At 49.0% G+C, this 17,648-nt stretch carries 17 protein-coding genes; 7 read left to right on the top strand and 10 right to left on the bottom strand.

What is annotated here, in order from left to right; all coding sequences use genetic code 11:
• Window positions 1-5 precede the first annotated feature (5 nt).
• From aat to ABIE50_RS09745, 3 genes are all read left to right on the top strand, one after another.
• Entirely contained in the window at window positions 6-644 is a 639-nt protein-coding gene (gene aat / locus ABIE50_RS09735) for a leucyl/phenylalanyl-tRNA--protein transferase (RefSeq protein ID WP_209864044.1), read from the top strand.
• Between the two features lie 56 nt (window positions 645-700).
• A complete protein-coding gene (locus ABIE50_RS09740) occupies window positions 701-1,309 on the top strand; it encodes a DinB family protein (RefSeq protein ID WP_209864041.1) in 609 nt (202 codons plus the stop codon).
• A gap of 77 nt (window positions 1,310-1,386) precedes the next feature.
• Window positions 1,387-2,853, top strand: coding sequence for an MFS transporter (locus ABIE50_RS09745; RefSeq protein ID WP_209864039.1), 1,467 nt, complete (start codon window positions 1,387-1,389; stop codon window positions 2,851-2,853).
• Here ABIE50_RS09745 and mtaB read toward each other — a convergent pair.
• The gene (mtaB, locus tag ABIE50_RS09750) at window positions 2,850-4,127 is read right to left on the bottom strand and encodes a tRNA (N(6)-L-threonylcarbamoyladenosine(37)-C(2))-methylthiotransferase MtaB (protein ID WP_209864036.1); all 1,278 of its coding nucleotides are present in this window, start codon (window positions 4,125-4,127) and stop codon (window positions 2,850-2,852) included. The two genes, ABIE50_RS09745 and mtaB, sit on opposite strands and share 4 nt — an antisense overlap.
• Before the next feature lie 91 nt (window positions 4,128-4,218).
• Between mtaB and ABIE50_RS09755 the strand changes: the two genes are divergently transcribed.
• From ABIE50_RS09755 to priA, 3 genes are all read left to right on the top strand, one after another.
• Entirely contained in the window at window positions 4,219-4,653 is a 435-nt protein-coding gene (locus ABIE50_RS09755; protein WP_209864033.1) for a DUF4258 domain-containing protein, read from the top strand.
• A gap of 73 nt (window positions 4,654-4,726) precedes the next feature.
• Window positions 4,727-5,494, top strand: a complete 768-nt coding sequence (locus ABIE50_RS09760) for a lysophospholipid acyltransferase family protein (protein ID WP_209864030.1) — start codon at window positions 4,727-4,729, stop codon at window positions 5,492-5,494.
• A complete protein-coding gene (gene priA / locus ABIE50_RS09765) occupies window positions 5,491-7,929 on the top strand; it encodes a replication restart helicase PriA (protein WP_209864028.1) in 2,439 nt (812 codons plus the stop codon). The genes ABIE50_RS09760 and priA overlap by 4 nt, the downstream gene beginning before the upstream one ends.
• Window positions 7,930-7,931: 2 nt before the next feature.
• Here priA and ABIE50_RS09770 read toward each other — a convergent pair whose 3' ends face one another.
• Together ABIE50_RS09770 and ABIE50_RS09775 are read right to left on the bottom strand one after the other, a co-directional pair.
• On the bottom strand, window positions 7,932-9,896 hold the full coding sequence (locus tag ABIE50_RS09770; protein ID WP_209864025.1) for a hypothetical protein: 1,965 nt from the start codon (window positions 9,894-9,896) through the stop codon (window positions 7,932-7,934).
• Between the two features lie 32 nt (window positions 9,897-9,928).
• A complete protein-coding gene (locus ABIE50_RS09775) occupies window positions 9,929-10,591 on the bottom strand; it encodes an oxidoreductase (RefSeq protein ID WP_209864022.1) in 663 nt (220 codons plus the stop codon).
• A 73-nt stretch (window positions 10,592-10,664) separates the two neighbouring features.
• Here ABIE50_RS09775 and murB point away from each other — a divergent pair, with 73 nt between their 5' ends.
• Window positions 10,665-11,681 carry a UDP-N-acetylmuramate dehydrogenase gene (gene murB / locus ABIE50_RS09780; RefSeq protein WP_209864019.1) on the top strand — a complete coding sequence of 339 codons (1,017 nt, stop codon included), beginning with the start codon at window positions 10,665-10,667 and terminating at the stop codon, window positions 11,679-11,681.
• Between the two features lie 229 nt (window positions 11,682-11,910).
• Here murB and ABIE50_RS09785 read toward each other — a convergent pair whose 3' ends face one another.
• From ABIE50_RS09785 to ABIE50_RS09815, 7 genes are all read right to left on the bottom strand, one after another.
• A complete protein-coding gene (locus tag ABIE50_RS09785) occupies window positions 11,911-12,879 on the bottom strand; it encodes a YpdA family putative bacillithiol disulfide reductase (protein ID WP_209864017.1) in 969 nt (322 codons plus the stop codon).
• 15 nt (window positions 12,880-12,894) lie between these two features.
• Window positions 12,895-13,590, bottom strand: a complete 696-nt coding sequence (locus ABIE50_RS09790) for a type 1 glutamine amidotransferase (RefSeq protein WP_209864015.1) — start codon at window positions 13,588-13,590, stop codon at window positions 12,895-12,897.
• 37 nt (window positions 13,591-13,627) lie between these two features.
• On the bottom strand, window positions 13,628-14,509 hold the full coding sequence (locus ABIE50_RS09795; RefSeq protein ID WP_209864013.1) for a class I SAM-dependent methyltransferase: 882 nt from the start codon (window positions 14,507-14,509) through the stop codon (window positions 13,628-13,630).
• 113 nt (window positions 14,510-14,622) lie between these two features.
• Complete coding sequence (locus ABIE50_RS09800) at window positions 14,623-15,579, bottom strand: YeiH family protein (protein WP_209864011.1); 957 nt, start codon at window positions 15,577-15,579, stop codon at window positions 14,623-14,625.
• A 95-nt stretch (window positions 15,580-15,674) separates the two neighbouring features.
• Window positions 15,675-16,514, bottom strand: a complete 840-nt coding sequence (locus ABIE50_RS09805; protein WP_209864009.1) for a hypothetical protein — start codon at window positions 16,512-16,514, stop codon at window positions 15,675-15,677.
• 73 nt (window positions 16,515-16,587) lie between these two features.
• A complete protein-coding gene (locus ABIE50_RS09810) occupies window positions 16,588-16,968 on the bottom strand; it encodes a hypothetical protein (protein WP_209864008.1) in 381 nt (126 codons plus the stop codon).
• A gap of 96 nt (window positions 16,969-17,064) precedes the next feature.
• Window positions 17,065-17,643 (bottom strand): hypothetical protein, encoded by a 579-nt coding sequence (locus ABIE50_RS09815; RefSeq protein ID WP_209864005.1) that lies wholly within the window; start codon window positions 17,641-17,643, stop codon window positions 17,065-17,067.
• Window positions 17,644-17,648 lie beyond the last annotated feature (5 nt).

The raw sequence follows: 17,648 nt of genomic DNA on the forward strand, positions 1-17,648 counted from the left end.
CTGATATGACTGTTTTTCGTCTTAATAAACAATTGGTTTTTCCACCTGTTCAGCTTTCCGAGCCGGACGGATTACTCGCCGTAGGAGGGGACCTGTCAGTGGAGCGGTTGCTGCTTGCTTACCGTTCCGGTATTTTCCCCTGGTACGACGAACCGCCTATTTTGTGGTGGAGCCCTGATCCCCGCTTCGTATTATTCCCCGATGAACTGAAAGTATCCGCCAGCATGAAACAGGTGTTGCGTAAAAAGCAATTCCGGATCACTTTCAATGAAGACTTTGCAGGTGTGATTGCCCGCTGCAGCAGTATTCCCCGTCCCGGCCAAACCGGCACCTGGATTACGCGGGAAATGCAGGAAGCCTATATACGGCTGCACCAGGCAGGCTATGCCATGTCTGTAGAATGCTGGCAGCATAATGAACTGGTGGGTGGCCTCTATGGTGTTAAAACGGGTCCTTTCTTTTTCGGGGAATCCATGTTTGCTACCGTGAGCAATGCCTCCAAAGCGGCGTTTATCACTTTTGTGCAAACTTATGCACATGAGCTTCAGATGATCGACTGCCAGGTACATACCGACCACCTGGCCTCACTGGGCGCAGGATTTATTACCAGGGAGGAATTTCTGGAGATCATCGGTTTTTCGTAATTTGCCTGTCTTCTGATCAATAACTCCAATTTCCTGGCACTTAAATTTTAACCACGATGAAAAAGTTACTACTGCTGCTGACAATAACCGTTTTTTCAGCAGTTACCGCCTTCCGCCCTGTACCGGGCGTAAAGGAAGACAGATCCCTTCTCCTGGCTCAGCTACAGCAAACAAAGGATCAGCTCCTGAAAGATGTGCAGGGCCTCACGGATGCGCAATTGGAGTACAAGCCCTCCACCGACCGCTGGTCGGTGATCGAATGCGTGGAGCATATTACCCTGATTGAAAAAGCTATCATGGAAGGAGAGCAGAAACTGGTACAGCGGCCAGCCAACCCCGAAAGAAGAAAAGACATTAAAACCACGGACGAACAGATCATTAAAAACGTGGAAGACCGCAGCCATAAAGTAAAAGCGCCTGAGTATGGCATTCCCAAACACAACTACTCCTCCAATGCGGAAGCGATCAAAGCATTTACAACCCAACGCGATAAACTCATCGAATATGTAACCAGCACCCAGGACGTAATGCGTGATCACATTACCGACCACCCTGCGCTGGGGCCTATCGATGCTTACCAGTTGTTATTGCTGGATGCCGCACACACCAACCGCCATACGCAGCAGCTCGAAGAAGTAAAGGCAGACCCGGGTTTCCCGAAGTAATACAGCCATCCCTGCTGTTTGGCATGGTATAATCATTGCCGGTGCACGGGTATCTGTTTATACTGAAAGCTGAAAGTATGAATCTGAGACCGCGCACCGACATCACCGAATCCGAAAGGGCACAGGGAATGAAGCTGATCATAGGCGACGGGCTGGCGGCTGAAGCCATGATCACGCTTACCGGAGGGGCATTCCTGGTGGCAATGGCACTGTTGATGGGAGCCAATAACCTGCAGATCGGGTTGTTGTCCGGCCTCCCCACTTTCACCAACGTGTTCCAGTTAATATCCATATGGCTGGTGCGCCGTAGTAATAACCGGCGACTGGTAACAGTGCTGTGCTCCCTCCTGGCCAGGATCCCGTTACTGCTTATAGGCGCCATTCCCCTGCTGTTCCCGCAAACGGGCAATATCAATTTCCTGATCTTCTTCCTTTTCTTTTTTTATTTCTTCGGCTCGATCGCCGGGCCCAGCTGGAACGCCTGGATAAAGGATCTCATTCCCGAACAGGTCATGGGGAGTTACTTCGCCAAAAGAAGCAGCTACACACAGGGATTGAATGTGATATTAAGCCTGGTGGCCGCTTTTGGCGTGGATTATATCCGGCGGTATTATCCTGCCTATGAGCTCACTACTTACTACTATATGTTTATTGCTGCCGGTATTGCCGGTATTGTGGGCGCATTTATACTGGCGGGCGCAGTAGAGCCACAGTCTTACATGGACAGGGAAAATTTCTTCAGGTTGCTTGCACGCCCGCTGAGGGATAAAAACTTTCTCCGTCTGCTGGTTTTTAATTCCGCCTGGGTGTTTGCCCTGAATATAGCCACTCCCTTTTTTACGGTATTCATGATGCAGGGCATGCACCTGTCTCTTTCTGTGATTACCATATTGTTGATGGTAAGCCAGCTTACAGGCGTATTTACTTTCCGTATCTGGGGAGTATTTGCAGACAGGTACAGCAATAAGACCATCCTGGCCATCAGTGGCCCCTTATATATTGCCTGCGTAGTGGGATGGTGTTTTGTAGGGATTTATTCGGAGATGTATGCCAATATGATATTGCTGGTGCTCATCCATATTTTTACCGGTATTGCCAATGCAGGCATTAACCTTTCTCTGACCAATATCGGGCTAAAACTGGCCCCGGTAAAGGATGCTGTGGTATACTTATCCACACGGAATATTATCACTGCTGTTTTCTCCGCAGTGGCGCCGTTGGTAGGTGGTTATGTGGCCGATTTCTTTGCGGCAAGGCATTTACAGATAGATGCCACCTTCACCGGCCCGCATACTACAAAGGTTTTACACCTGGTGGCCCTGCATCAGTGGAGCTTCCTGTTCCTTATCAGCGCCATCCTGCTGTTGATGTCGCTGGAATTGTTGTTGCTGGTAGCGGAAAAGGGAGAGGTTGGAAAAAATATTGTGGTACGCATTATGCGCAGCAGTATCAAAAGCAACCTGAAAGATTACTTCCTCATAGGCAACCTGATCTCCTGGCATGATCATTTCCGGGGCTTCCTGCTCCGGAGAAAATCCGGTTAGCGCAGGTCCCAGTCGATCAGCTGGTTATGCCATTCCTGGCGGAAAGGAGTGGTTACTTTGATATAGTTATCCGTATAGCCTTCCATCATACCATCTTTCCCCAGCGATTCAAACAGCACTTTCCTGGTTTGATGCAGGTGCTGTTCATTAAAGAACTGCTGCTTTTTGTGGCTGAGGTTGCGCAGCATTTTGTTGCGCTCGTTTCTGGTATGTACAGGCACTACCGGCCTGATCTCCAGTGCAGCGGTATTGGGGCGTTCGGAGTAGGTGAATACGTGAAGATAGGATACATCCAGTTCATGCAGGAAATCGTATGTTTCGCGGAAATGCGCATTGCTTTCACCGGGGAAACCTACGATCACATCCACGCCAATGGCGCAATGCGGCATAAATTGTTTGATCAGGGCTACTTTTTCTGCATACAGTTCACGGCGGTAGCGGCGGCGCATGAGGCCCAGTATCTCGTTACTGCCGCTTTGCAGCGGAATATGGAAATGAGGCATGAACCTGCGGCTGTTGGCTACAAATTCAATGATCTCATTGGTGAGCAGGTTAGGTTCTATGGAAGAAATACGGTACCGGGAAATGCCCTCTACTTTATCCAGTTCCTGCGCCAGTTCAAAAAAGGTTTCTTCCCTTTTTTTCCCGCCTTCAAAGCCTTTACCAAAATCGCCCAGGTTTACGCCGGTGAGCACAATTTCCTTCACACCGTTGGCAGCCAGGTCCTGCGCGTGTTTTACCACGTTGGCAACACTGTCGCTGCGGCTTTTGCCACGAGCCATTGGAATGGTACAAAAGGCGCAGGTATAGTCACAGCCATCCTGCACTTTCAGGAAGGTGCGGGTGCGGTCGTTCAGCGAATAGGAAGCATGAAAACTATTCACCTCCTCAATATCGCAGGAGCAGATCTTCGCGCTGTCTCCCTTGGTGAGCGTTTTGAGGTGTTCGGCGATATTAAATTTCTCTGCCGCACCCAGTACCAGGTCCACGCCTTCAATAGAAGCAATTTCTTCAGGTTTCAGCTGGGCATAACAGCCGGTGATCACTACCATGCTGCCCGGCGCGCGGCGCTGTATGCGGCGTACCAGCATACGGCACTCCTTATCGGCATTATCTGTTACAGAACAGGTATTGATCACATATACATCTGCTGTTCCATCAAAATCCGTTTTTACAAACCCATCCTGTTCCAGTAACCTGCTGATTGAAGAGGTTTCTGAAAAGTTCAGCTTACAGCCGAGTGTATGAAATGCTACTGTTTTTACCTGTTCCATAAAGGGAGGCAAAGGTAGGAACTTTTTATGTCATAGTTAGGTAAGGAATTTTTAACTATTTTGCGCGCCGTTCTGTTGCTTTATGAAATCAATGCAAAAATATCTTCCGGTTTTCCTCTTATCTCTGCTGTTGCTGGCCGGCTGGCAGCAGAAATGGTGGAAAAGCACGCCCGCTCCCTCCTCTACCGGCAGCCGCCCCGTTGTGGCCCGTAGTAACTCCGGCAGCCCCGCCATTGCCGGGGAAGTGATCAACAGGCACGCCCACCTGGAATATACGAAACACGCCATCTGTCGGATGGATTGTCGCCAGGTGACAAGGGCAGAAGTGGAGGAAATCCTTGCCGAAGGAAAAGTTAACCCGGAAAAATCCAACCCCAACGATCATCCCTGCCCAACCTATGCGGTGGAAGGCTATTCCAGCGAAGGACAGCATCTCCGGATCGTTTTTGCGCCCTGCGATTCACTGAATGCTAAAGTAATTACCTGTATAGATCTTGATAAGGACTGGACCTGCCACTGCGATTAATTCAACGCCTCTTTCCGCGTAATTCGTAATTTTCTTCGTAGTTTTCCGCCATATTAAACCTTCAGAGGCGTCTATGAATTTTTTACTGAAACCGTTGCGTGTTATTTATGTGATATACGCCGCTGCTGTTTTCCTGGGCATCATGTTCCTGATATTGCCGCCTATTTTCCTGGCTTCCCTGCTGGGCAGGCAAAAGGGAGGTAATATTATATTTTATTTTCTCCGTTTCTGGGCGCATGCCTGGTTCCCGCTGGCAGGCATGTGGGTAACACGCAAATATTTATGCGAGCGCGACAATGAGCCCTGCATCTACGTGGTGAATCACCGCTCTTATCTCGATGCAGCCATCGCCGTGAAAGTAATGCGGCTCCCGTTCCGCCCCCTGGGCAAAGTGGAAATGTCCCGGATCCCCTTCTTCGGGTTTATCTATAAAAATTCAGTAGTACCGGTAGACCGTTCCAGCGCAGCCGCCAGGGCGCGCAGCGTACGGGAGATGATGACAGCCCTCAAAGCGGGTATCTCCATCCTCGTATTCCCGGAAGGCACCACCAACGACACCGATCAGCCACTACGCCCTTTCCATAACGGTGCATTCCGCATGGCCATTGAGCTGCAGAAACCGATTAAACCGGTACTGTACCTAGATGCAGGCCATCGCTTACCACATAAAGGACCCATGCACCTTTCTCCCGGTAAATGCCGCGTGGTGTTCCTGCCGCCAATACCTGTTACAGGAATGACGCTGGAAGATATCAATACCCTCAAACAACGGGTGTTTGATGCGATGGACACCGAATTACGTAAATATCATAAATACCCAACCCTGCAGCCAATAGGATGAAGTACGCAGATGTAATATTGCCGTTGGCGCTACCCAAAAATTACACCTACTCGGTTCCTGAAAATATGTCCGGCCTCCAGGTAGGATGCAGGGTAGCCGTGCAGCTCGGAAAACAGAAAAAGTACGCCGGTATCGTGAAAGCTATTCACGAACAGGCCCCCCTGTATAAAACAAAACCATTGCTGGATATGCTGGACGCATCGCCCATCGTATATCCTACCCAGTTAGCCTTCTGGGAATGGGTGGCCAGCTACTATATGTGCACGGAAGGAGAGGTGCTGAATGCCGCACTGCCGGCCCACCTCAAGCTTTCCAGCGAAACGCTCCTGCTTTTTAATGATGCCTTCGGCGACGACTTTACCTCTCTCGACGATGATGAATACCTCATCGCGGAAGCCCTGCATATCCGTAAGGAACTGCGCATAGAGGAAGTACAAATGATCCTCGACAAATCAGAAGTATATTCTGTTATCAAGAAACTGATAGAGAAAAAAGTATTGCTGGTATATGAGGAACTGAAAGAAGTATATAAGGAGAAACAGGAAAATTACGTGCAATTGCATGCACACTACCAGGAAGAAGAGCAACTGGCAGCCCTCTTCAACGATATGGGCCGGGCCCCGAAGCAAATGGAATTGCTTCTCGCTTATCTTCACCTGCTGAAAACACAGGGCGCTGTGCTGCAGAAAGAATTGCTGAAGAAATCCGGCGCCACAGTAGCCCAGCTGAAAGGCCTGGTAGATAAAAATATCCTGTGGGTGGAGAAACGTACGGTAGACCGTATCGCTACCGGCAAAATGGATGCACAGATCGATTTTGACCTGAGCCCTGCACAGGAAAAAGCATTGGAGGAAGTACAAACGCATTTTAAGGATAAACAGGTAACCCTGCTCCACGGGGTTACTTCCAGCGGTAAAACGCAGGTATATGTGAAGATGATGGAGGCTTGCCTGGCCAGTGGTAAACAGGTACTGTACCTGTTGCCCGAAATAGGACTTACTGCGCAGATAATCCGCCGGCTGCAAAAGCACTTCGGCACCAGCATTGGCATTTATCACTCCAGGTTTAATAATAACGAGCGGGTGGAAATATGGAACAAGGTGAAAACAGGCGAGCTGCGCATCATACTGGGCGCCCGTTCCAGCCTGCTGTTGCCCTTCCCCGACCTGGGCCTGATCATCCTTGATGAAGAGCATGATGCGTCTTATAAACAACAGGACCCCGCGCCCCGTTATCACGCAAGGGATGCCGCCATCTATTATGCCGGTCTCTTCAAAGCCAAAGTGCTGCTGGGCTCTGCCACGCCATCCCTGGAATCGTATTTTAACGCCCAACAGGGAAAATATGGACTGGTTGAACTGAAAGAACGGTTCGGCGGTGTGGAAATGCCCGTTATAGAAATAGTGGATATCAAAAAGGAAATGGCTGAGAAAACTATGGACGGCCATTTTTCTTCTGCGCTGAAAGCTGCCATCACACAAAGTATGACTGATGGAAAACAGGTGATCCTTTTCCAGAACCGCCGCGGATATGCGCCTTTCCTGCTATGCACTACCTGCGGCTGGATACCGCATTGCAAACAATGCGATGTATCCCTCACATATCATAAAAACCAGGATAAGCTCCACTGCCACTACTGCGGCACAAGATATCCCTATGTGCATACCTGCGATGCCTGCGGCTCTCAAACCATTGAGCCCAAAAGCTTTGGCACGGAAAAAATAGAGGACGACCTGCAGATGGCTTTCCCGGAAGCCCGTATCGCCCGTATGGACGTAGATACAGTGAGAAATAAAGACAGCCACAATAAACTGATCCAGTTGCTGGAAGACCGCAGTATTGATATACTTGTAGGCACCCAGATGGTGGTGAAAGGATTGGATTTTGAAAACGTAAACCTGGTAGGGATCCTGAGCGCAGACAATCTCCTGGGTTTCCCCGATTTCCGGGTGAATGAAAGGGCCTTCCAGATGATGGAACAGGTAAGCGGGCGCGCCGGCCGTAAAAACGGGCTGGGTAAAGTACTGATCCAGGCCAGCAATACAAGGCACCCGGTATTGCATTATGTAACAGCGCACGATTATAAAGCGATGTTTGAAGCGGAAATTGCCGAGCGGCAGGTATTTGGTTACCCGCCTTTCTTCCGTTTACTGAAATTAACTATCCGGCATAAAAACCAGCAGACTGCAGAACAGGCTGCACAGATCCTGGCCAGCTGGCTGCAACCGCATATAGGCGCCCAACTGGTTGGACCGGCAGCACCACTGGTAGCAAGAGTACGTAACAATTACTTACAGGAAATGCTGATCAAACTGCCCCGTGAAACGAGATTGATTGCTCATGTAAAAAGAGTGTTGCAGGAATTCATTATCCAGCTTAAAACGGAAAAAAGATTCCGTTCCGTGGTGATTATCCCGGATGTAGACGGCGTATAAAGCTATTCTTTTACCAGTACCAGGTCCTGTTGCTGGAGCACCTGCATCCTTTTCAGCAACTGCCCGAATGCAGCTTTACTGTTGCCGGAAAAGTCGGTTTGCTTATACCACTCCAGCACAAAAATGCGCAGCTGGCCGCCATCCTGTTCACACCGCATTTTAAAGCCCAATGCACCTTCTTTATCATTGATCTCTGCAGAGAAATCTGCCTTATTCGCTACCTTATAACCGGTTGGCACGGGGATGACTATACGTTTTTCCTGGTAATAGGGAAAATTGATCTGCACCGGCAGATCGCCGGGCGGAAGCGGCATCTCGGCAGTCAGGTTATTTCCCAGCAAAGGTCCTGCGTGGATCACTATACTGTTTTCTTTATTTTCTACGGAAGATGTGTTAAGCAACGTACTGTTCAGCAATACAGGCTTATCAAGGGAGCGGTTATTAAATACCTCGTTTTCGGCTTTTACTTCCAGGGGCTTCCTTACGCCGGGTTCAAAAGGAAGGATGGCATTATATACCTGCAGCCGGCCCTCCGGTGTGCTGCCGGTGCCGGCAAAAGCAGTTTTCAGGTTAGAGGCAGGGTAACCTCCAAAGGATTGCTTTACTTCCCAGGTAGGATCCGTTACCGACCGGAGCGTGGCTTCCAGGGTGATGTTACTGAGCGTATACGGTGGCGCCGGTGTTTGGATAAAGTCTGTGAGCACCTTGTTTTCCGTGCCTACCAGGGTATCGCGGCAGCGCAATGCCGGAATGCCGGTCTGTAAAGAGGGGTAACATGGAAAGCGTGTATTCATTTCCGTGGGAGCCAGTGCCTGTTGCACCGCCGGGAAATAGAGCAGCACATTAGTGGGCAGTTGCCGGTATACCAGCTGGCTGTCCATCAGCAGGCTGTCGCGTGAGGTAGTGAATAATACCTGGGTTTGAATATTCAGCATATAATACACCGCATTCAGCAAACGGGTGAAGCCCGCTTTTTCTGCCTGTTTATTGCGGATGATGGAAATGATATCCACTGTTTCGCCGGTTTCGGAAGGCGCTACCAGGCTGTAATTGGATTTTATATATTGCTCCACCAGGTAGATCATCTGTGGAAGCGGGAGACGTTGTTTTACAAAAGGCCATTTCTGCAGTTCTTTTTCCAGTTGTTTGAATTCCGCTTTGGATACCGCTACAATGGGAATATAATTATCTTCCCCAAATTTCTGCCAGGTCATACGCACGGTATCTTTCCCTTCTATGGCCTGCTTCAGCCCGAAGTCAACCCGTTTCAGTTGCGGCAGGTAAAAGAACAGGTCGTTGGCGGGAAGATCCGGCACGTGTTGCATATTCAGCCAGTAATAACGGTTGTTGCCGCTAACGCTGTCCTGCAATGCAGGCAAACCGGCACCTGGCTTTATCACAAAATCAAGTGTTTTGGGGGCTATTAATACATAGCTGAGCTGGTTGCAGGGGATGCCCGACTGGAGGTAGTCGGTGCCCGCATAATCGTATTGCACCTTCAGGCTCATTTCATATTCGATCTCACAACCGGCTTCCAGTACGAGGTTATTAGCTACTATGGCTTTCCGCCCCTGGTTCATCTCAATCATCCTTACTTCGTCGTTCAGGTTCGTTATGCTGCCGCCGGGATGTATCACCCTTATGCGTAGGCCACGCAGTGCTTCGCCTGGCTCCATGGACATTACCAGCCGTGTGAGGCTATCCGCCGCGCGCTGTGTATTAACCCTGATATTTTTATACAGCATTTTATAATGCGAGGTGGCCTGTGCCTTATCACGGGTGCTCACATTAAAATCCCTGACTATCCTGTAATCAAGGATAGTATAAGGATCATTTGCAGAAGAAGTGGTATGCAGTTGTGGATTTTCTTTCCATATCCCTGGAAAGTAGCTGTTCACCTGCGCTTGCATAGATAGCGGCAGCATGGCAATAGCTGCAACAGCCAGAAGAAGGGCCCATTTTTTCATACGCGCTAAAGATAAGACGCAATTCCGGATTTTCATGACTCGCCCATGCTTTGGATAGCATCGGATTCATAGATGCTCACTCCTTCATCATTCTCTTTTGCAGCTACTATCATGGCGTTGGCAACGGTAGCGGCTTTGATACCCCGGTATTTTTTCCATCTTCCCTGTAATAAAAAATAGAACAGCTGGATAAGATATCTTCCTATCCATTCACCTAAGCGGAATTCTTTACGCTGGCCTATCAGTACAGAAGGACGGAAAATATTCACACTGTGGAAACCCGTTTGCTGGATAGCGTCTTCTGTTTGCCCTTTGGTGCGCAAATAGAAGTTGCGTGAGCGGGGATTGGCGCCAATGGAAGACATCAGCAGGAATTGGGAAACGCCTTGTTCCTTCGCTATCCTGGCGCATTTTACCGGAATGCCATAATCCACCGCCCTGAAATTTTCCTGGCTGCCGGCCTTTTTAATGGTAGTGCCAATGCAGCAGAAAAGGATGTCGCCCTGCAACGCTGCGGCCAGGCTTTCATCATCATCAAAGTCCACGATAATGCTTTCCAGTTTCGGCCTGGCATGTGCCCATGGCTGCCGCACCAGTACCTTTACTTTGCTGAAGGCAGGGTCGTGCAGCAGTGCTGCCACCAGGTGCGTGCCTGTAAGTCCTGTTGCGCCTAATACAATTGCCGTTTTATTCATGGAACCAGATTATGGGATGTATGATTTCTAAATGATTTGCGGCTATCTTTGCTGACCATAAATTTAAGTTATTATGCAGGTATCAGAAAATGTTCTGCTCAAATCATATAATACTTTCGGGATCGACGCCACTGCACGTTATTTCGCGCCATTTTCCTCCGTGGAAGAGCTGATGGATATTACCAGGCGGCAGCAGCAGGATGGCCTGCCCCGGATGATCCTCGGCGGAGGCAGCAATATCCTTTTCACTCAGGACTTTAATGGCTGGATGCTGAAAAACAATATCAAAGGCATCAGCGTTACCGGAGAGGATAACGATTACGTATATGTGAAAGCAGGAGCAGGAGAGAACTGGCATGGGTTTGTGCAGCATTGTATTGCGCAAAACCTGGCCGGACTTGAAAACCTCTCACTGATACCCGGCAATGTGGGCGCCAGTCCTATGCAGAATATCGGCGCGTATGGCGTGGAGATAAAGGATGTGTTCCATGAACTGGAAGCCTTCCACCTGGACGATCACAGTATGGTTACCTTTAATAACGCCGGTTGCCATTTCGGCTACCGTGAAAGCATCTTCAAAAAGGAATACAGGAACCGGTTTGTTATCTTGTCTGTTACCTACCGGTTAAGCAAGCGGCCGCATTTTAATACCAGCTACGGCGCCATCAATGAGGAGCTTCAGCGCATGAATGTGCAGGAGCTTTCTATCCAGGCCATCAGCCAGGCGGTGATCAACATCCGTTCTTCCAAATTACCCAATCCTGCGGAAATAGGGAATGCGGGCAGCTTCTTTAAAAATCCTACGGTTACGAAAGAAGTTTATGAAAAATTACATGCGGAATTTCCTGGCATGGTGGCCTATCCTGTAGCAGATGATCATTTCAAGCTGGCCGCAGGCTGGCTTATTGAGCAATGCGGCTGGAAGGGATACCGTAGCGGCGATGCAGGTGTTCATGCCCGGCAGGCATTGGTACTGGTGAATTACGGCCAGGCAAAGGGCAGTGACATCTATCACTTGTCCCAGCAGGTGCTGGATAGCGTGAAGAACAAATTCGGCGTAGAACTGGAGCGCGAGGTGAATATTGTATGATCGCCTTCGGCGATTAAAATTGTCTGACTCAGGATTAAACTGATTAACCGTGATTACCAGGATTTGATTATGTTGTGATTTTATGATTAATAATAGTTAGGGGAGATAAAGCAAATATATTCGCTTTTATCTCCCTTAATCTTTTAAAATCAATATTGATCAAATCCTGGTAATCACGGTTAATCAGTTTAATCCTGAGTCAGACAATTTAAAGCGCCGAAGGCGCTCCCTACGCATTAGCGCGGATATGCGCCATGATCTTCCCCGCGTGCTCCCTGGAGTTCTCAATGAACCACACATGAGTGTTCATCCCGCCACAAACCACACCGGCCAAATAAATGCGCGGCATATTGGTTTCCATAGTAATCGGGTTATAGGAAGGCAACCTCAGCCGGTCGTCTGATAAGGCGATGCCTGATTTTTCCAGCAGGCTGAAGTTGGGCTGGTAGCCGGTCATGGCGATAACAAAATCGTTGGCAATAGTGATAGGGCCATCTGGTGTTGCAATGTCCACTTCCTTATCACGGATGGCGGTGAGCGAAGATTTAAACCATGCCTTGATGGAACCTTCCTTTATGCGGTTTTCAATATCCGGGCGTACCCAGTATTTTACACGGGAGCCAATGTCTTCCTGGCGGATCACCATGGTAACGCGTGCGCCTTTGCGATAGGTTTCCAGTGCAGCATCTACGGCGGAGTTATGTGCTCCTATCACTACTACGTCCTGTGTGGCATAAAAGTGAGGATCCTTATAATAGTGGGTTACTTTAGGAAGCTCTTCGCCAGGGATGTTCAGCAGGTTGGGAATATCGTAAAAGCCGGTAGCAATTACCACGTGGCGTGCATGATAGGTACCTTTGCCGGTAGTGATCGTATATTCGCCGCCGTTAGGCGTTACCTGCGTTACCTCTTCAAACAGTTTTATATTCAGCTCATGTGAAGTGGCTACCCGCCTGTAATATTCCAGTGCTTCCGGCCTGGTAGGTTTCGGGTTGATAGACACAAAGGGCACGTTACCAATTTCCAGTCGCTCAGAAGTGGAGAAAAAAGTCATGTACAACGGGTAGTTATACAGGGAATTCACCACGCATCCTTTTTCAAGGATAATATAGCTCAGTCCTGCTCTTTTGGCTTCCAGTCCGCAGGCGAGGCCAATGGGGCCGCCGCCGATAATCAATACATCAAACGCAGCATTCATACGGTCATATTTTATTTACAGCGCTGCCATATAATCCAGCAGGCGGTACATGGTTTCAGTGTTTTGTGTAAGCAGGTTAGCGTGTTGCAGTATCTTCTCTTCACTTTGTACGAACGGTCCTCCTGCTGCAATGGCGTTGCTGCCATGCAGGATCATTTCCTGCAAACTTTCTGCCGTTAATTCCAGGTGGAACTGTAGGCCTATTACCCGGTCGCCGTAAATGAAGGCCTGGTGACTGCAGGCTGCGGAGGCTGCAAAGCGGGTAGCGCCGGCGGGTATATCAAATGTATCGCCGTGAAAATGGAAGGTGCTGAAATGGGAGGGCAGTACGCCTTCCAGCGGAGCGGCCCGCTCCTGGAAGCTCACATCCAGCGGGAACCAGCCTATTTCAGGCTGCGTATGCGGGTATACGTTGGCGCCCAGTGCCGCCGCAATCAGTTGTGATCCCAGGCAAATACCCAATACTTTTTTATTCTGACTGATAGCTTCCCTGATAAGCGCTATCTCTGTAGTCATCCACGGATGATGATCCTGTTCATATACGCCCATTGGCCCTCCCATGATGATGAGAAAGTCGGCAGCCGCGAGGGAAGATGTGTCGGTGCTTTCATACCAGCGGGTGTGGGTTACTGTGTGCCGGTGATCGTTGGCCCAGCCGGCAATACAGCTTAATCCTTCAAAAGGTACATGCTGAAAGTAGTGAATATGCATATGCAGAGCGCTAAATAATACACCGAAGATACGGCTGCTATTTCACTTCTGCTCTTACTACCCTTAAATATTCATAGCCTTTCATATGCCTGCTCTTTTCGCCGAAATATTTTGCGCGGTAATCATCGGCGCCGCCATCGTAATGCAGTTGCAGGTGATAGGATTCCAGGTAGGCATACAGCTCTTCCGGGCAGATACCGAAATCCCAGTTTTCACCGGCACGGCGCAGCAGCCGGTTAATGCGTACAAATCCATAAAAGGCTGTCGGGTTTTCCAGCACTGCTTTTTCCACATAAGTGAAAATGATCTGTGTGCCCGGATGAAAATTCTTCACATGATGAAAGATTGTTTCCGCCTGTTTGGCTTCCTGCCTGGTAGTAAGCCCTTCCCAGAGGAACAGTGTTTTATAGTGCGAGCCATAGAAGAGTTTGGGAAACACTTCGGAAATCTGCTGACGGTTCATATCCAGCTCCACGTAATCCACATGAATAGTGGGCAACCCCACCAGGGCCGACAGGATCTTCTTCTTTGTATACTGAAGCGTGGGATGATCCATTTCCACATAATGCAATGGCATGCCAACATTGAGGCGGTGCGCCCTTGTATCAAATGTAGCATTGAGAATGATCACCTGGTTAATTCCCTGTGATTTTACCGCATGAATGATCATATCATCTATCAGTCTTGTTCTGGCAACAGCAGCGGTGAAGCTGCCCGGCCAACGGAACTGGATACACGCAGTAACAATTCTCCTGATGAAGGGAACCATACAACCTGCCAGTATAAGCTGGTAGAACTTCGACAGGAAAGCGCCGGCAAAAGGATCGTATAAAAGACGTTCTTTCTCCGGTTTGGTACTTTCTATTGCCCGGAATGCCGCCATGTAAGTGCCGGATTTTGTAGCTGGAGACCGGCTCATAGATTGTGTGTAGTCATCATCGTTATTGAGATAAATGCTGCCAGTATCACAAGAATCAGTGATCAAATATATGTAAAAATGAGAATAGGATTATCACGGGATTTTCCCCGGTATCAGGCCATAAAACAAATAACCAGTAAGGTACCGGCACTGATCAGCACCCATAGTATAACCCCGTGTATCAATGGTTTGCGGCCTATACAGCGTAATGCTTCCCGGCTCAAATGGGTACCTATCAGGAACAGCGTGAGGGATAAGCCGGTTTTGGCGCTTTTTACCAGGAAGAGACCCGTTGGCTGAAACTGGGGCATCCAGGTATTAAGTGCCATGGCGCCTGCAAATACAGCAATAAACCAGGGGATCCTGATGTTGCCGGTATCCGTTTTAAATAAGAGGGTAGTTATGAATGCTACGGGAATGATCCATAAAGCGCGCGACAGCTTCACGGTGGTAGCTACCTGCAGTGCTTCATCTCCATATTTGCCGGCAGCGCCTATTACAGAGCTGGTATCGTGAATGGCAATGGCGCTCCAGAGGCCAAACTGCTGCTGGGTTAAATGCAGTCCGTGACCCACTGCAGGGAATATAAAAAGGGCCAATGCATTCAACAGGAAGATGATGCCCAATGCAGCGGATACCTGTTTTTCCCCGGCTTTCATCACGGGTGCAATAGCAGCTATAGCGCTGCCCCCGCAAATAGCTGTGCCGCAGGAAATAAGATGAGACGTTTTTTTATCGATCCCCAGCAGTTTGCCCAGCAGTGCGCCCGTTAGTAAGGTAGCAGCAATAGCCGCAATGGTGAACAGGAATCCTTCTTTACCGGTTTGCAGCGCGCTATGCACATTCATGCCAAAGCCCATTCCAATGATCGACAATTGCAGCAACCAGTGCGTAATGCGCGGGGTGACTGCCGCAAAAGGGTTGCCGCTGGTTTGCGCCAATGCTACTCCCAGCAGCAAAGCTACAGGCGGTGTTACCACCGGCAACAGTGTGATGGCTGCTGCAGTGAGGAAAATTATTTTCTGTGTGTTCTCCGGCAGCCAGGCGGCCGCTGTATTCTGTTGTTGCATACACAAAACGTTTGTAACTGGATCACAAAGTTCCGTATCACAACCCCCGGAGTCAAATGTTTATAAGTGATAGATGATAACTAAAAGTTATGGGCTTAATCAACAGAAAGAATAAACTTGTTGAACTTCACAGCAAAATCTTCTTTCAGGCTTTTGTCGATACCATTGAGATAGCTAACGGTAAAACCGCGCTGCAGCCTGCGTACACTGCTGCCATCCAGCTGAAGGGGCCGGGCATGCAGCACACCGATCAGCTGTTTTCCCTGGAACACAAGAGCCAGCCGGTACAAGGGGCTGGGATCATCGATGCCGCTTTCATAGTTGAAATACAGCACATAGGGCTTAAGGATAGTTTCTTTTTCCAGTTTGAAATTGTGGATAAAGGGATCCATATCGTCGATGCTGCGGCCTGTATGTTGCTTCAGGTAGCTGCTTAACCCAGATTCGATGATGCTGCCATTGCGGATATTTTTCTTCTGCGTATAGCCGGTAACGGTAGCCCACATCCTTTCGCCGTTGGTAGCTACCGGTAGTTTGATATCGCGTTGCAGCACGCCTGCTTCCACGCCATTTACCTTTATTTTGCGGCCTTTGTGAAAAAGGGGTTTGCTGAATTCATCTTTCGTAATATCAAAGTCCAGGCTCACCGGGTACCAGTCTTTTTTTAGAGGTGCACAGCGTAACGGGATATAATCTGCCAGAGTAACCAGCGGTTCTCCGCCGGGATTATTCAGGATAGCGGCGGCGCCATTAATTCTTTCACCTATGATGGGAGCCTTGCTGCGGGCAGGTTTGGTGGCGGGGGCAGTGGATGACTTTTTTTTATTGTTGGCTATATCTTCTTCGTTGTCGTATTTGCTTGGTTTGTTATTCAGGTTGCACGATACCAGTAATACTGCCAGTAGCAGGCAGGGTAATTGTTTGTTGAGATGCATATGAAAGTTACTGTTTTAGGCGGATGGAAGTACTCCGGCTTCCATTCTTGCTGCATCTGCACAAAGATTGGGCCTAGAATTCAGTGAATATAACGGTGTCGGCTATCTGCAAACGGTATACCTGTTTCATGGTGGAAAACGGGTCCAGGGGCGACCAGTCCTGCGTGGTGTAAAGCTGTATGCTTTTACCCGCCAGCTGCTGCTCAAGTGTTTTTAAAGATATACCGGTATTGGTTTTACGGGAGATGTAATAAATTTTAGGGTCCTGCTTCAGGTGGATCATGATACCGGGAGGCCCGTTTTTAATTTCCTGTACTACGCCGGTAACAGGGGCACAGTTTTCCTTTTTAGCCTTCCGGGCAGATGGAATACCGGAAATAAGCAATACCAGTATCAAGGTGGCCACCAGCAACAATGCTGCTGCTGTGCCTTTTTTGTTGGCTTGTTTCTTCATGATCTGTTGGCGTAAGTCAGGTTAGGTACAGTGAACCCAAATTACAAAATATATGAATAAAAAAAGCAGGCGGTAAGCCTGCTTATATTCAAGGTATTATTTTTCTTTTTGATCCCCCGCATCTTCATCCCAGTCGTCTTCTTCCTGCCAGTCTTCATCTTCTTCCCAATCGTCGTCCTCATCTTCTTCATCGATCAGTAGGCTTTGTTCGGAGCCGGGCTCTATATGGTTTGCCCGCCAGTGGGCCACAATTTCATCTGCCTTTTTCTGTACAGGATTGAAATCGCTGATGGCGGCGCCTTCAAATTCCACTTCCACATCGGGCAGGGCTTTGAGGGTATGGAAGCAATCCTGCAGAAGGCTGATAGTGGCGGGTGCATTGCGCAGGGCGCTGTAAGACAGCCTTATGGCATCGAAAGGGCCGCTGTTGTGAAACACTTCTTCCCCGTTGATCATGGGGAAAAGCCAGATCAGCACATCATCGCCTGATTCTTCGCTGTTAAGGATACCAAAAAAATCATCGAGTTGTTCAAAACCCAATGGGGCCAGTTGTGCGAATGCTTTGTTCCTGGCTGGAAATTTAGGATGCTCTTCTCCTGTGATTAAGAATAATTCACCGAACCTTGGCTTCTCTTTTGCAGCGAACCTAAAATCAATGAGGATGTCGTTTTCCATTGATG

It is taken from the genome of Chitinophaga sp. OAE865, assembly GCF_040546735.1.
GTDB lineage: Bacteria > Bacteroidota > Bacteroidia > Chitinophagales > Chitinophagaceae > Chitinophaga > Chitinophaga polysaccharea_A.